General features: G+C 67.9%; 11 protein-coding genes. 2 read left to right on the forward strand and 9 right to left on the reverse strand.

Annotated features, from left to right (window positions below; genetic code table 11):
• Nucleotides 1–74 precede the first annotated feature (74 nt).
• From AN478_RS12930 to AN478_RS12960, 8 genes are all read right to left on the reverse strand, one after another.
• Nucleotides 75–1577, reverse strand: a complete 1503-nt coding sequence (locus AN478_RS12930; protein WP_054967027.1) for a BCCT family transporter — start codon at nt 1575–1577, stop codon at nt 75–77.
• Nucleotides 1574–4750: an efflux RND transporter permease subunit gene (locus tag AN478_RS12935; protein ID WP_054967028.1), complete on the reverse strand. Its 3177-nt coding sequence runs from the start codon at nt 4748–4750 to the stop codon at nt 1574–1576. The genes AN478_RS12930 and AN478_RS12935 overlap by 4 nt, the downstream gene beginning before the upstream one ends.
• A gap of 111 nt (nt 4751–4861) precedes the next feature.
• Nucleotides 4862–5953 carry an efflux RND transporter periplasmic adaptor subunit gene (locus tag AN478_RS12940; protein ID WP_074471171.1) on the reverse strand — a complete coding sequence of 364 codons (1092 nt, stop codon included), beginning with the start codon at nt 5951–5953 and terminating at the stop codon, nt 4862–4864.
• Between the two features lie 335 nt (nt 5954–6288).
• Nucleotides 6289–6909, reverse strand: a complete 621-nt coding sequence (locus AN478_RS12945; protein WP_054967030.1) for a porin family protein — start codon at nt 6907–6909, stop codon at nt 6289–6291.
• A 347-nt stretch (nt 6910–7256) separates the two neighbouring features.
• The gene (locus tag AN478_RS12950; RefSeq protein WP_054967031.1) at nt 7257–8690 is read right to left on the reverse strand and encodes a phospholipase D family protein; all 1434 of its coding nucleotides are present in this window, start codon (nt 8688–8690) and stop codon (nt 7257–7259) included.
• A 743-nt stretch (nt 8691–9433) separates the two neighbouring features.
• A complete protein-coding gene (locus AN478_RS14020) occupies nt 9434–9628 on the reverse strand; it encodes a hypothetical protein (protein WP_143004019.1) in 195 nt (64 codons plus the stop codon).
• 146 nt (nt 9629–9774) lie between these two features.
• Nucleotides 9775–10359 carry a flavodoxin domain-containing protein gene (locus AN478_RS12955; RefSeq protein WP_074471169.1) on the reverse strand — a complete coding sequence of 195 codons (585 nt, stop codon included), beginning with the start codon at nt 10357–10359 and terminating at the stop codon, nt 9775–9777.
• A 114-nt stretch (nt 10360–10473) separates the two neighbouring features.
• A complete protein-coding gene (locus tag AN478_RS12960) occupies nt 10474–10974 on the reverse strand; it encodes a DsrE family protein (protein ID WP_054967032.1) in 501 nt (166 codons plus the stop codon).
• 167 nt (nt 10975–11141) lie between these two features.
• On the opposite strand from AN478_RS12960, the gene AN478_RS12965 reads away from it, so the two are divergent.
• Together AN478_RS12965 and AN478_RS12970 are read left to right on the forward strand one after the other, a co-directional pair.
• Nucleotides 11142–11489: a TraR/DksA family transcriptional regulator gene (locus AN478_RS12965; RefSeq protein WP_054967033.1), complete on the forward strand. Its 348-nt coding sequence runs from the start codon at nt 11142–11144 to the stop codon at nt 11487–11489.
• Nucleotides 11490–11513: 24 nt separating this feature from the next.
• On the forward strand, nt 11514–11792 hold the full coding sequence (locus tag AN478_RS12970) for a transcriptional regulator (protein WP_054967034.1): 279 nt from the start codon (nt 11514–11516) through the stop codon (nt 11790–11792).
• Between the two features lie 33 nt (nt 11793–11825).
• Here the strand turns inward: AN478_RS12970 and AN478_RS12975 are convergent, their stop codons facing one another.
• Nucleotides 11826–14318 carry a molybdopterin cofactor-binding domain-containing protein gene (locus AN478_RS12975; protein ID WP_054967035.1) on the reverse strand — a complete coding sequence of 831 codons (2493 nt, stop codon included), beginning with the start codon at nt 14316–14318 and terminating at the stop codon, nt 11826–11828.
• Nucleotides 14319–14334 lie beyond the last annotated feature (16 nt).

Raw genomic sequence — 14334 nt, forward strand, 5'->3', positions numbered from 1 at the left:
GGGTATCCGTTTCACATAGAGCCAGATGAGAACCCCCAGATAAGCGAAGACCATGACGTTCAGGATCTTGTCCATCAATCCGCCCTCCCGGGACGTTCTTGACCCAGGGCCCGTAAGAAGGTCACCACAAGCAGCAGGACGATGAAGACAAAGGGGCCGGCGCTCAGGGCGATGATCTGGCGCACCGCCTCGGCGCTGCGGGACAGGATCATGGCCAGACCCAGCACGCCGAGGATTACCCCCCATGTAAGCTTGACCCGCACCCTGGGGTTCGTGTCGCCGTGGCTGGAGAACATGGCCAGCACGTAGGCGGCGCTCACCACGCTGGTAATGATGAACAGGAAGGCGGCAACGATGGTGGCGATGGTGGTCAGCGGCGACAGGGGAAGATTGTCTAGGAGGAGGAAGGTGGCCCGATTGACGTCGTCACGTACCACCTCCAGGTCCAGCAGGTCCGCCCTGCCCTGGAAGAATCCGGCGCTGCCCAGCACGCCGAACCAGAAGATGGAGAAGGCGGTGGGGACCACCAGCACGCCCACCACGAACTCGCGGATGGTCCGCCCCCGGGATATGCGGGCGATGAACACCCCCACGAACGGCGACCACGCCAGCCACCAGACCATGTAGTTCAGGGTCCACTGCGCGAACCAGTCCTCCACGGAACGATCGAAAAAGGCGTAGGTGCGGAACCCCTGGTGGCCCACCTGGCTCAGGTAGTTGCCGATGGAATCCACTATGGAGCCCATCAGGGTTCCCGTGGGACCGACCAGCAGAATGTAGACCATGAGGCCGATGGTGATGGCGATGGCCGCATTGGAGAGAAGGGCCATGCCCCGGCTCAGATCCACCGTCAACGGGAACATGTAAGCGGCGAACAGCACGGCGAACACAGCCAGCGCCAGGCCCATGCCGCCGGGCTCCATCCCTAGCATCCCCGCCACCCCGTCGGAGACCTGGAACACTCCCATTGCCACCGAGCCCGCCAGACCGATGGCGGTGGCGTAGATACTCAGCAGGTCGATCACGCCCCCGGTGCCCCGGGTCCAGCGGTTTTCCCCATACACCTGCGCCAGGGGGGCGCCCACCAGCTGCGGACCGCCCCGCCGGAAGCTGAAGTAGGCGATGACCATCCCCACCATGCCGTAGATGGCCCAGGCGTGCAGGCCCCAGTGGAAATCGGTTATGAACAGGGCATTGGCGGAGGCCCGGGCCGGGTCAAATTCCTGGCGCAGGAACAGGTAATGGGTTACGGGCTCGGCGGTGCCGTAGAAGAGCAGGCCCACGCCCATGCCCGCCGCGAACATCATGGTGAGCCAGCTGGGCGTGGAGAACTCCGGGCGGTCGTCGTCCCGTCCCAGCCGTATCTTCCCGTACCGGGAAAGCGCCAAGACCACCGCCACGATGAGGAGGATGCTGGTAGTAAGCATGACGAACCAGCCCCGGCTGCGGAACACCAGGGCCACATGGCGCTCGGCGAGGCCGGCCAGCCCGGCTGTATCGACGATGCCCCACACCGCCACCGCGGTGGTGAGCAGCAAGGCGAGCAGGGACACGAGGTTGCGGGGGGGACCGCTCACCCTTGCTCCTCCCCGGATTCGTTGTTGGCGGGGCTCGGGACCCTGAACAAAACGGAATAAAGAACCGGAACGATAACCAGGGTCAGCAAGGTGGCGAAGCCGAGGCCGAACATGATGGTCACCGCCATGGCCACGAAGAAGGCGTCGGTGACCAGCGGGGCCATGCCGAGGATGGTGGTGAGCGCCGCCATGGATACGGGGATCAGGCGGCTCAGTCCCGCGTGGACCACCGCCTGGAAGGGGGGCTTACCGCCGCCCAGCTCCGCACCGATCTGGTCGATGAGGACCACGGCGTTCTTGATGAGCATGCCGGTAAGGCTCATGAGTCCGAGCAAGGCCATGAAGCCGAAGGGCTGGCCGAACAGCAGAAGCCCCACCGTCACGCCGATGATGGAGAGGGGCACCGTTAGCCAGATCACCAGGGTTTTCTTGATGGAGTTGAACAGGATGATGACCATCAGCACCATCAGCCCGAAGAAGATGGGCACATAGCCCGCCAGGGAGGCATTGGCGCGGGCGGAGTCCTCCGCCTCGCCGCCCCAGGCGATGGAATAGCCCGGCATGCCCTTCAGCGGCAGCCGGCCCATGTCCTCCACCGGGAGGGTCTCCGGCCCCCACTCCTCCAGGGGCACGGGGTGGCCCAGCACCGCCTCCGTATCCACCCCCAGGGCCTTCTCGATGGGCGCCTTAATGCGGTTCAGCATCTCGGCCGGCAGCCCCTGGTCCACGTCCGCATGGAGCCGCAGCATGGTGGTGCGGTCGCGGCGCCAGAGGTCGGTGTTCTCGAACTCGGGGCGGAATCCGGTGACCACCTGGTCGGCGGCGATCATCTCCCCGGCCACCTCGCTCCACACCGGGATGGAGCCGAGGTTGTCGAGGTCGAAGCGCTCCGCCGAAGGCAGGCGGGCGACGATGGGCAACAATTCGTCCTCCTCGCGATAGACCCCCACCTGCGAGCCCTCCACGGCCATCTCCATGGCCTGGCCCAGATCGGTGCGGTCGATCCCCGCCCGGCTGGCCTGGGTTTCCGCCAGCTCGGGCCGGACCACCTTGGCCATGTTGCCCCACTCGTTGCGCACCCCCTTGGAGGCGGGGTCCTCTTCCATGACCCCCTGGGCCTCCTCGGCAAGCCGTCGCAGGACCCGGGGATCCGGGCCGCTGATGCGGAGCTGGAGCTTGCCGCCGGTGGAGGGCCCGAGTATGAACTGCCGGGCATTGACCACCGCATCGGGGACCTTATCCGGCAGCTCGCGCTGGAGGCGTTGGATCATTTCCGGGATCTCGCGGTAGTCGTCCACGCTCACCAGCGCCTGGGCGAAGCGGGGATCGAGCTTCTCCACCGGGTAGGTGAGGAGGAAGCGCACCTGGCTGCCGCCCACCTGTGTGGCCACCTGGGTCACTCCTTCTTGCTTGCGCAGATACTGCTCCACCGGACGCATGCGCTCGGCGGCCTCCTCGATCCGGGTGCCCTGCGGGAACCAGAAGTCCACATAGAACTGCGGCCGGGTGGAGTCGGGGAAGAAGCTCTTGGGCACCGCGCCGAAGGCGGCGAGCGCGGCCAGGAACAGGACGAGCACCCCCAGCAGGGTGATGCCCCGGTGGCGGATGGCCAGGATCAGGAACCGCCGGTAGCCCTGGAAGAGCCCCCCGCTATAGGGATCCCGTCCGGCCTGGTCGCCCCCGGGGGTGTCCCGCTTCAACAGGGTTTTGCACAGCAGGGGGGTAGTGGTGACGGCCGTGACCCAGCTGAGCAGCAGGGAGATCATCACCACCTGAAACAGGGTGCGGGTGTACTCCCCGGTGGAGTCCTGGGAGGTGCCTATGGCGGCGAAAGCGAGTACCGCGATGACCGTGGCGCCGAGCAGCGGGATCCCCGTCTGGCCCACCACGTCCCGGGCGGCGGTTTCTGCGTCCTGGCCCCGCTGCATCCGCACACGCATGCCATCGGTGACCACGATGGCATTGTCCACCAGCATGCCCAGGGCGATCACCAGGGCCCCGAGCGAAATCCTCTGCAGGGTGATGTCCAACAGGTCCATGAAGAGGAAGGTCCCGCAGATGGTCACCAGCAGCACCGCCCCGATGATCAGGCCGCTGCGCAGGCCCATGAACAGCAGCAGGACCAGCACCACGATGACCACCGCCTCGATCAGGTTGACCAGGAACCCCCGGACGGACTCCACCACGGCGTCGCTCTGCACGGCGATGGGGTGCGTCTCCATGCCGATGGGCAGCTGGTCCTGGAGTGCCTCGAAGCGCTCCTTCAGGGCTTGGCCCATGGTGACCACATTGCCGCCTTCCACCGTGGAGATGCCCAGGCCGATGGCCCGCTGACCGTCCACCCGCAGGATGGTATCCGGGGGATCCTGGTAGCCGCGCTTGATCTCCGCCACGTCGCCCAGCTGGACCAGATTGCCGCCTTCCCCGCCGCCGCGGATAAGCAGGTCGCCGAACTGCTCCTCGGAACGGAACCCCCCGGTGGGGTTCACGGCGACGAGCTCGTCGCCGACAGTGAGGTTGCCGGCCGGCACGGCGATGTTCCTGGCCTCGAGCGCGGCGAAGATGGCCTCGGGCGAGACGCCGAACCGGCTCATCTGGTCCCGCTGCATCTCCACGTAGATGGTCTCGGGGAGCGCCCCGTAGAGGGTGATGCGCTTGACGTCCTCGGCGCCCAGAAGCTCGCGCTGGAGGAATTTGGCAACCTCGTAGCGCTCCTTGGGGGTGTAGCCCTTCCCGGTGAGGGCCACGTAGACCCCGTAGACGTCGCCGAAGTCGTCGTTGACCACGGACGGTCCGGCCCCCGGAGGCAGGTTGCGCTGGGCGTCGTTCACCTTCCGGCGCAGCTCGTCCCAGACCTGCGGCAGGGAGGATTTGTCGTACTGGTCTTTTATGGTGACGTTGACTTCCGAACGCCCCCGGGAGGATCGGGATTGGACGAACTTGAGCTGCCCCAACTCCTGGACGGCGCGCTCGATAACATTGGTGACCTCCTCCTCCACCTCGCTGGCCGAGGCCCCCGGATAGGGGGTAATGACCACCGCCTCCTTGATGGTGAACTCGGGGTCCTCGAGCCAGGAGAGGTTAAAGAAGGAGCTGGCCCCTACCACCACCATGAGCACGGTCAGCACCCAGACCGTGACGTTGTTGCGAAGGCTCCATTCAGCGAGGTTCATCGGGGAGGCTGTCCTGCGGAAAGAAGGCCCTCTAGGAGCGGCGTCCACGCCGCGACCCTGGGGGCAAAGTCGGCTAGGCGCCGCCCTCCAGCTATCGGCCTGGCTTGGGGCCTAATAATCAATTCCCTCCACCGGATTCACCTTCATCCCCTCCTCCAGCTGGGTTGCCCCGGCAACGGCCACGCGGTCCCCCCGCTTTACCCCTTCCAGCACGCGGATGCTATCGGTCCCCGTGAGCTCCCCCGTTTCCACCTTCCGGCGATGCACTTTGTTGGTTTCGGGGTCCACCACCCACACCGAGGGGGCCCCGGATTCGGCGGCGAAAACCGCCTCGGCGGGGAGGACAAAGCCCTTCCTACCGGTCTGATCCTTTCCTTCCTTGGGCCGGGCAATCAGCGAGGCGGTCATGCCGGGCAGTAGATTTGCATTCTCCGGCTGGGGGAGCGCGAAGACGTATTCGAAGGTCTGGGTCTGCGGATCCGCCTCGGTGGCGAACTCTTTGAGCGTGATAGGGAATTCCCGCTCCGGCAGAGACTCGAACACCGCCACCATCTCCGCCCGCGGCTCCTGGCCCCGGCGGGCCACGATCCGTTCAGGGGCGTCCACCACCAGCTCGATGGTGGAGACGTCCTGGATGCTGGCCACCGGCTCCTTGGCCTGCACCTCCTGGAACTGGTCCACCATCACCCTGGCCACCACCCCCTTGAAGGGCGCCCGAAGCACGGTGTCCTCGACATTCTTCCGGGCCTGTTCCAGGGCCGCCTCGGTCTGCTCCATGCGGGCCCGCGCTTGCTCGAATTCCGTTTGCGAAACGAATCCTTCCTGCACCAGCTCTTGGGCGCGCCGAAAACTGGCGCGGGCCTCCTGGTATTCCGCGCGGGTGGACCGCAGTTCGGACCGGTAGCGCTCGTCGTCCAGGCGGGCCACAAGGCCGCCCTTATTGATGGCCTCCCCTTCTTGAACCGGAAGATCCACCACCTGTCCGGAGACCTGGAAGGCAAGATCCACCCGCTGGGCCGCCCGTACCGTGGCCGGAAACTGCCGGCTGCCCGCCACATCCGCCCCGGTGAGCACCACGGTCTTGACCGGCCGGACCGTCTCCTCCCGCTGTGCATCCTGCTCCTCCCCCCGCTCACAGGCGCCCAAGCCCGCCATCAGGACGAGGATAAGCGCATTTATCAGGATTCCGCGGGGATTCGCCATGGATGGTTTTACCGCCTCAACCAAGGGGTTTTATAACCGGTCTGGTTGCTGACAAATGGGTTCACCGAAGTGCCGGACGCGCCGACCAACGGGGTAAATGGAATTGACTATCAATCTCCTATAGGCACAGATCCCCTTCCACAGCAAGGTGGTAACCACCCTACCGTGCCGCAAGGTAACCCTGGCTGATGCGGTAAGACCCGGGAGAGGCCGGAAGAGGGAGTGGACCCCGGCAGCAATGCAAAAAGGAGAAGGAGGCCTGAAATTATTTTGGAAAAAACTTCCAGCCCGATGGACGCCGGGCCACTCGGGCTGGAGAGGGTCCTGGACAGGACTCAGAATTGCCACAGCAAGGAAGCGCTGATCAGCTCGTTGTCCAGGTTTTTCAGCGGCCCTTCGTCCATCTCGATCCGCTCGTACTCGCCCCGGAGCGAGAAGTTCAGCGGCAGGTTCACCTCCGCGCCCAGCCCCCAGGCGAAATCCGTGCCGTTGGGGGTGTTGTCGATTTCGTTCTCGAAGCCGTCCCCCTGAAGCCTGGCGTTCACGCTCCAGTCGGCCACGCCCACCTTGGCGAAGAAGTCGAAGGCATTCGCCACGGGCAGATATCCCACCAAATACCCATACCAGGCCTCGGTATCGGCCTTGAGACGATTGCCGCCCAGCTCATCGGTCAGGTTGCCCGCCGGGTTGCCAAGGTCCGCGTAGGCACCCTCAATGCTGAAGTAGGGGGTCAAGCGGTAGCCGAGGAAAGCCTTGTACGCGGTATCCGACTCGTCGAAAGAGTAATCGATGCCGCCTACCTCCCCTTCCTGCTCGTAGCTGAACTGGCCCACTCCAGCACCGAAGTAGATGCCCCGCCAGCCGGGGCCCGTGTCCTCGGCCGCCTGAAGGCCCACGGGACCGGCGGCCAGTAGGAGGCCCGTTCCCATCGCGGTGAGGTGCTTGTGGTAGCCCATGGTGGTTTCCTCATACGCCGGCAAATAGGAAGAATCATTCATAAAGAATAGGCCGCCGGTGAAGGGCTTGCGATGCGGACAGCTCCCCCCGCTATACGGGAGACTAGCCACCAAAGGAGCCAGTAGAGGGGATCGAGAAGGAAAGGGGGCAGGCGGCCCCCGCCCCTCGCGACGGATGCAGCTTCACGAAGCTGTCAAAGGCGAGATTGGCCAGGAGGGACCAGGGACACCCCAATGAAAAGGTCGACCCGCGTTCGGCCGGGCACTTGGTGGGCAATACGGGGGTTCTTGATCGTGGCAGCATCCCACCGGGGTGGAGCGCTTGGATCGGAGCCGAGGGGCATCGACTAGAGCTGGCCCTCCGGGGCGAAGATGGAGAAGACGCCCATCATGAAACGGCGCCACCAGGTTGCCTCCGGATCGGTATCGAACCGCTGCCGCTCGCCCTGCTCGTCAACCGTCGTCCACACTAGGCGGGGACCGCCGCCCTCCTCCCGTACCCCCCTACGCCGCAGCAGGGGCGGAACAACCCGTGGTGGCTCGTAGTGCAGGCCGAGCCGGTAGGCCTCCGTGGGCAGCCCCTCCTGCACCAGATTGACCAGTTTGCGGGCGAACGCCGCGCTCTCGATGACCACGCCCAGCTCGCTGTTGAGCCGCAGCGAGCGCGGATCCAGGTTCATGGAGCCAACGAAGGTGGTTTCCCGGTCGAAGATGAATACCTTGGCATGCAGGCTACCCCCCGAGGAGCCTGAGGAACCCAGCGGGCTGCCCTTGTGCCGTTCCTCGGGATACCGCCCCGAGGGCTTGAGCTCGTAGAGATCCACACCGGCCTGCAACAGCGGCACGCGATAATTGGCATAGCCGGCGAATGCCGGCGAGTCGGTGGAGGCCAGGGAATTGGTCAGGATGCGCACCTCCACGCCGCGCTCCTCCAGCTCCGCGAACAGCTCCACCCCGGATTCCTCCGGGACGAAATAGGGGGAGACGATGAACAGCTCGCGGTCCAGCTCCTCCACCAGCTTGCGAAGCTGCGGTCCGAGCTGGCCCGAGCGCTCCTCGGGGGCGGTAACAAACTTTTCCGGTTCGTCATAGACCGCGTAGGCCTCCGCCCACAGCAAGGGCAGCTCATGGCGCCGGGCCTGTTGCACGAAATCGCTGCCGCGCATGGCCGCCGCATACTCCGACCGCCCGACCTTGCGGACATGGGCCGCCAAGCGCCCACGCAGCTCCCGCAGATCGGCCCCGGTGAGCGGCTCCTCCGCTGTCAGCGCCGCCACCGGAACGGCGAAGGGGCTATTCCAGTAGGCGTCGAAGGAGTCGGAAACGTCCCGCACCACCGGACCCACCGTTAAGACATCGAAGTCGCGGTAGTCGATCTCGGGCTTGGCCTCGAAGTATTCGTTGCCGATATTGCGCCCGCCGACGATGGCGGCCTGGTTGTCGGCCACGAAGGCCTTGTTGTGCATGCGCCGGTTGAGGCGGCTGAACTGCCGCACCATTTCCAAGCCGCGGAAGCGGCGCTCGGCGAAGGGGTTGAAAAGGCGCACCTCCACCCTGGGATGGAGATCGAAGGCCTTGAGCGCCCGGTCATGGCCGCCCGCCGGGAGATCGTCGAGCAGTAGGCGCACGCGTACGCCCCGGTCGGCGGCCCGCATCAGTGCAGCTAGCATCAACCTGCCGGTGAGGTCGCCGCTCCAGATGTAGTACTGGGCATCGATGCTGCGATCCGCGGCGTTGGCGAGGCCAATGCGCGCCGCCAGGGCATCCATGCCGTAACGCAAGGGATAGATCCCCGAGCGGTTGCCGCCATGGGCGGCAACCCGGGGCTCAAACCACTTCCCGAGCCGCGTGTCTCCCGTGCTTTCAATCGCCTGAGAGGCCTTGCGCTCGTAATCCGTTGGAAGCGTGGCGCACCCGACCATGGCGATCGCCGCCAACAAGAAAAGCCATAGCTCGGGTACCCGGGCTTTCGGCCCCCCTCTTGAACGAGGAATGGGACTCATCACTGGCTCCCTAACGAACCCGGCCAAAAACCCTGTCGGGAATCACCGCTGGATTGGGCGGACTGCTCTCCTTAGGCTCCCCTTTTCCTTAGGCAAAACCGGATCCTTGGAGAAAGGGAAAGCTTAGGATTCACAGCCGCGCTGCAGAAGATCGCCTTACGCCTGGCGGGGAAGCGCTTGCGGGGGGGCCCCATGCGCACTTATGGCCGCAAGGGAGGGTGCTGAGATTAATGCGGTGGCGGACCCCCGCTTCGGAGCCCTGAAAAGCGAGTGGGTGGGCAGCCCGACCTATGAGACGCAGCCAAAAGTTCGACCGTACGGGATCCCGTGCATCGCGATTGACCACGACAGCCGCCGGCCACATTCCACTCTGGACCACCATCCTCACCGGGAATGGGAATTGGGGAGGTCTATCGAACCGGCTGTCCGCCGTGACTTGACCAGAACAGGCGGGGCCACGCGGGGAGGACCGGAAAGCCGCCCCGCGGGAGGGATTAATCTGCTGTCCCTCGGCCACCCTCTCAGTGGAAGAGGTGCCCCCGCCGCAGCTGGCCCTTCCGGTTCAAGTGGTGGTGCCCCTTCCGGCGCAGGAAGAGGCCCTTCTGCGCCTTCCGCGACCGGCGGGACATATACACGGGAATGGCGATGGCGGAGACCAGGGCGACCCCGATGGACCCCAGGTAGGCATAGCGGGGCATCCTGCTGCGTTCTTTCATGGTCCTTCCCCCTATGGTTGCCGGACGGCCGCGCACCCCGGGTAGGGGTGGAGGGTCCTTCCAGGCCTTCATTCATTGAGAGAATGCGCCCGAGGGGGGAGTTCCGGGTATAGGGGAGGGCGCCTAGGGAACAGGCTCCGGACGTCTCAGGACAGCAGCTCCTGGCCGACATGCCGCCGGCCCTTCGGGACCTTCCCTTCCACCAGCTCCAGGAAGCCCGCTCCGAAACGCTCCACCTCCTCCCAGTCCGTGAGCTCCCAGTCCCGGCTGGTGTCGGTGGGGCCGCCGGCCCGGGCGATGATGCGGCGCATCACCCAGCGCTTGAGCCTTCCGTACCGGGTGTACGGGATGGCCCCGGCGAAGGTAGCCCACCGGTCCGGCTGCCAGCCCTCCTCGGCGAGGAAGACCTCCACCAGCTCACGGATCTGGGCCTGGGCGGCGGGGTCGGGGCTGGCCGCCGACCCGCTCACCGAGAAAAAGGCGGATGGGACGGCGCGCAGCTCCGGGCGATGCCGGCGGATGAAACGCCGTATGTAGGCCTGGTGGTGGCCGGCATGGAGGGAGGCACCCACCAGGACACCGTCACAGGCGGCCGGGGACAGGCCCTCGGGGAGCTGGTCCCCCCGGTGCACCTCCACATGGTGGTCGGCGCGCCGGATTTGCCCGCCGAGGGTTTCGGCGATCTTGCGGGTCTGTCCCTCGCCGGTGCCGTACACGATCAGGATGCGCATGCCGCCCTCCCCCCCTCGAACCCTGTTCCCCTGGCAACCGGGGCTTTTCGGAGGCCCTGGGAAAACCATTAGCAGAGGTTGGGCGGGAGAGGCATGCGGGGATACCCGTACAGGTCAATAAACGGGCACGAGGTGGTAGCCCTGCTCCTGGTAGCCGATCACGGAGACGAAGCCATCCCCCACCACCTCCAGGCCGGAAAGGAGGCGGTCGGCGTCGGTGCCGGTGACCTCGAGCGCCACGTTGCATACCTCCAGGCGGACGTTGTCCAGGGACCGCAGTTTGTCGATGCCCTCGCGGACCTTCTCCAGGGCCTCGGCGTGCTCCAGGGCCTCCAGACTGTCCGGATCCTCCCGAGTGAGGAACTTCACCGAGGGACCGATGAAGGTGAGGACGAAGTCGGGCTCCACCCCCTGCTCCTCGAGACTCCGGTAGGTGCCCGGAATCAGGTTGAGGTAGAGCCCCAGCTTGGCCGGATCCCCGATGTCGACGAGGAAGACCCCCTTGCCCTCCTCCACCCCCTGCAGGGCGGCGGCGTCATCGTAGTCCGCCGCCTGGGCGGCCGGAACGGTCAGGACCAGGATCCCCGCCAGAAGCGCCCGAACCAATGTCCCCATCGTGTCCTCCTGTATGGATCCGAATGTACGTTCGGTGCATTCATACCGGAATTTTTCTGCTGGGGAAAGGGGACACACGGACTCCGGACTCGTGGGCCCCATGGGGAGGGACGGTCCCGGGAGGAGGGTCGTAGGCGGAGCCGGCGCCCGCGTTGTATCTTGGAAGGATGCGCAAGGATCTCGACATCGACGCCCTGAGGGAACGGCTGCGCGCCCGCCTCGCCGAGCTCGAGGCCGGCCACGAGGCCCGCACGGAGGCCTCCCGGACCGTGGACCTGGACCAGGCCCGCACCGGACGCCTGACGCGCATGGACGCCCTCCAGCAGCAGGCCATGGCCCAGGAGAGCAACCGGCGCGCGCAGCTGGAGAAGCAGCGCATCCGCGGCGCCCTGCAGCGGATCGAGTCCGGAGACTACGGCTACTGCGTCCGCTGCCAGGAGCCCATCGGGGCGGGGCGCTTGGAGGCGGACCCCTCGGCCACCCTCTGCATCGAATGCGCCAGCGACACGGACTGACCCGAGCCCCCAGGAGCCCCGGCCATGTACCGCAAGGACCTGATCCTGATGCTGCGGGATAACCCCATGGGGGTCGGCGAGCTGGCCCAGGCCGTGGGCATGCGGCCGCGCGATCTGGCCGGGGAGCTGGAGCACCTGCGCCAGAGCCTGCGCAACGAGCCTTTCCGGCTGGTGATCATACCGGCCACCTGCCGCAAATGCGGCTTCACCTTCGACGCCGACAAGCTCACCAAGCCCGGCAAATGCCCCCGCTGCCGGGGCACCTGGATCCAGGAGCCGCGGGTACTGGTGGAAGAAGACTGAGTCCGGTGCTTCAGCGGGAACCGCCCCCGCCCCCTACGATCGGAGGCGACCCTCCCGGTCCAGCACGGGCAACTCCCGCAGGCGCCGGCCGGTGGCCGCATGGAGGGCATTGGCCACCGCGGGGGCCAAGGGCGGCACACCGGGCTCGCCCACGCCGCCCAGGTCCCCGCCGCCCTCCAGGATGGCGACCTCCACCGCCGGCATCTCCGGCAGGGTGAGGATGGGCTGGTCCGCGTAGGTAGCCTCCACGGTGGCGCCGTCGGCGAAGGTGATCCCGCCGTGGAGGGTGGCGGAGAGGGCGAAGGCCACGGCGCCCTCCATCTGGGCCCGGACGCCGTCCGGCTGCACCGCCCGTCCGCAGTCGATGGCGACGGTCACCCGGTACACCGTCGCCCGGTCGGCCGCGTCCACCGCCAGCTCCACCACCTCGGCCACGATGCTGCCGAAGGAGCGGTACACCGCCAGCCCCTGGTGGCGGCCCGCCGCCGCCCGGCCCCAGCCGGCCCGCTGGGCCGCCTCCTCCAGCACGGCGCGGTGGCGGGGGGCCTCGGTCAGGTGGTCGAGGCGGAAGGTCAGGGGGTCCTGGCCCGCCGCGGCAGCGAGCTCGTCCACGAAGGATTCGATGGCAAAGGCGTTGTTGGAGGCCTCCACGGAGCGCCAGGGCCCCGTGGGGATGCCGGGGTCCGCCTCCACCCGCTCCTCGCGGTAGTGGTGGAGGTCGTAGGGCACCGAGATCCCCCCGAGCGCCATGCGGGGGCCGGCGATGCGCATCCACCAGGCGTCCAGCCGGTCCTCGTCGTCCACGGCCGCGCGCAGGCGGGCGGCGTGCCCCGGGCGGTAGAAATCGTGGCGGGTGTCGTCGGCCCGAGTCCACAGCACCTGCACCGGACCCTCCACGTGCCGGGCCACCGCCACCGCCTCGCGCACGAAGTCCGTCTGCAGCCGCCGGCCGAAGCCGCCGCCCAGGAAGGCGCTGTGCACCTGGACCCGCTCCGGGGGCAAACCCGCCGCCTCTGCGGCGGCCTGCCGGGCGTCCCCCGGGGCCTGGCTGCCCACCCACACCTCGCAGCGCTCCTGCTCCACCCGCGCGGTGCAGTTCATGGGCTCCAGCGGCATGTGGGCGAGGTAGGGGGTGGCGTAATCCGCCTCCACCACCCGGGAGGCCATCCCCAGCGCCTCCTCGGCCCGCCCGAGGAGCCCCCGGGCCTCCCCGGACCGCTCCAGTCCCTCCCGAAGCCGTCGGTGGACCGCCGCGCTCCCCAGCCCGGCCAGCGGGCCGGGATCCCAGTCCACGCGGAGACGGTCCCGGGCGGCCTCGGCGGCGGGGAAATCGGCGGCCACCACGGCCACCCCATAGTCCAGGGGCACGGCCCGATGGAAGCCCGGCACCTCGGCCGCATCGGCATCGTCGTAGTCCCACAGCCGCCCGCCGTGGGCGGGGCTGCGCCGCACCACCGCCACCCGCATGCCGGGGAGGTCCACGTCCTGACCGTAGACCGTGCGGCCGGTCACCATGTCGGGGGCGTCGAAGCGGGGGACGGGGCGACCCACCAGGCGGAGCCGCTCCGGGGACTTGAGGACGGGGTCCCGGGGCGCGCGCAGGCGGACGGCGCGGTGCGCGAGCTCGCCGTAACCGACCCGGCGCCCCGTGTCGGGATGGAGGACCGCGCCCGACTCCGCCCGGCACTGGTTGGGGGCAACCTCCCACCGCTCCGCCGCCGCGCGGACCAGCACCTCCCGCGCCGCGGCGCCGGCCCGCCGCAGGGGCCCCCAGGCCCCGCGGATGGAGGTGCTGCCGCCGGTCACCTGCCGCCCCAGGAGCGGGTTGGTGTAGTCGGGATGGGCCGGGGCCAGCACCACCCGCACCCGGGCGGGATCCACCTCCAGCTCCTCCGCCAGCAGCAGGGCCTGCCCGGTAAGCGCCCCCTGCCCCATCTCCGCGCATCCCACGGTCAGCGTCACCGTGTCGTCCTCGTGGACCCGCACCCAGGGGTTCAGGACTACCCCGGGGTCGGGAGCGGGCCCCGGCCGCTGCAGCGCAGGCCCGTGGCCGGAAGGGGCGGGAACGCCCTCCCGGAGGTAGCGGGCGGCGCGGTGCACGGCCCGGCGGATGCGGGGGTAGGTACCGCAGCGGCAGAGCACCGGCCCCAGGGCCGCATCCACCTCGGCCTCGGTGGGCTCGGGATGCCGGGCGAGCAGGGCGGCGGCGGCCACCTCCTGGGCCGGCTGGCAGAAGCCGCACTGGGGCACCTGCTCATCCAGCCAGGCCCGGAGCACGGGGTGGTCGGGCTCCGCGGCCAGCCCCTCGATGGTGGTCACCGCGCGGCCCCGGGCCTCGGCGAGGGTTGTGGTGCAGGCATGCACCGGGCGACCGTCCAGCTGGACCACGCAAGCCCCGCACACCCCCACCCCGCAACCGTACTTGGTGCCCTTCAGCCCCAGATCGTGGCGCAGGGCCCAGAGTAGGGCCCGGCTGTCCCCGGCCTCCACGCGGCACGGCCGGCCGTTTACGGTCAGCTCGATCATGACGGGCCCCCGGAGC

This window comes from Thiohalorhabdus denitrificans, assembly GCF_001399755.1.
Classification (GTDB): Bacteria; Pseudomonadota; Gammaproteobacteria; order Thiohalorhabdales; family Thiohalorhabdaceae; genus Thiohalorhabdus; species Thiohalorhabdus denitrificans.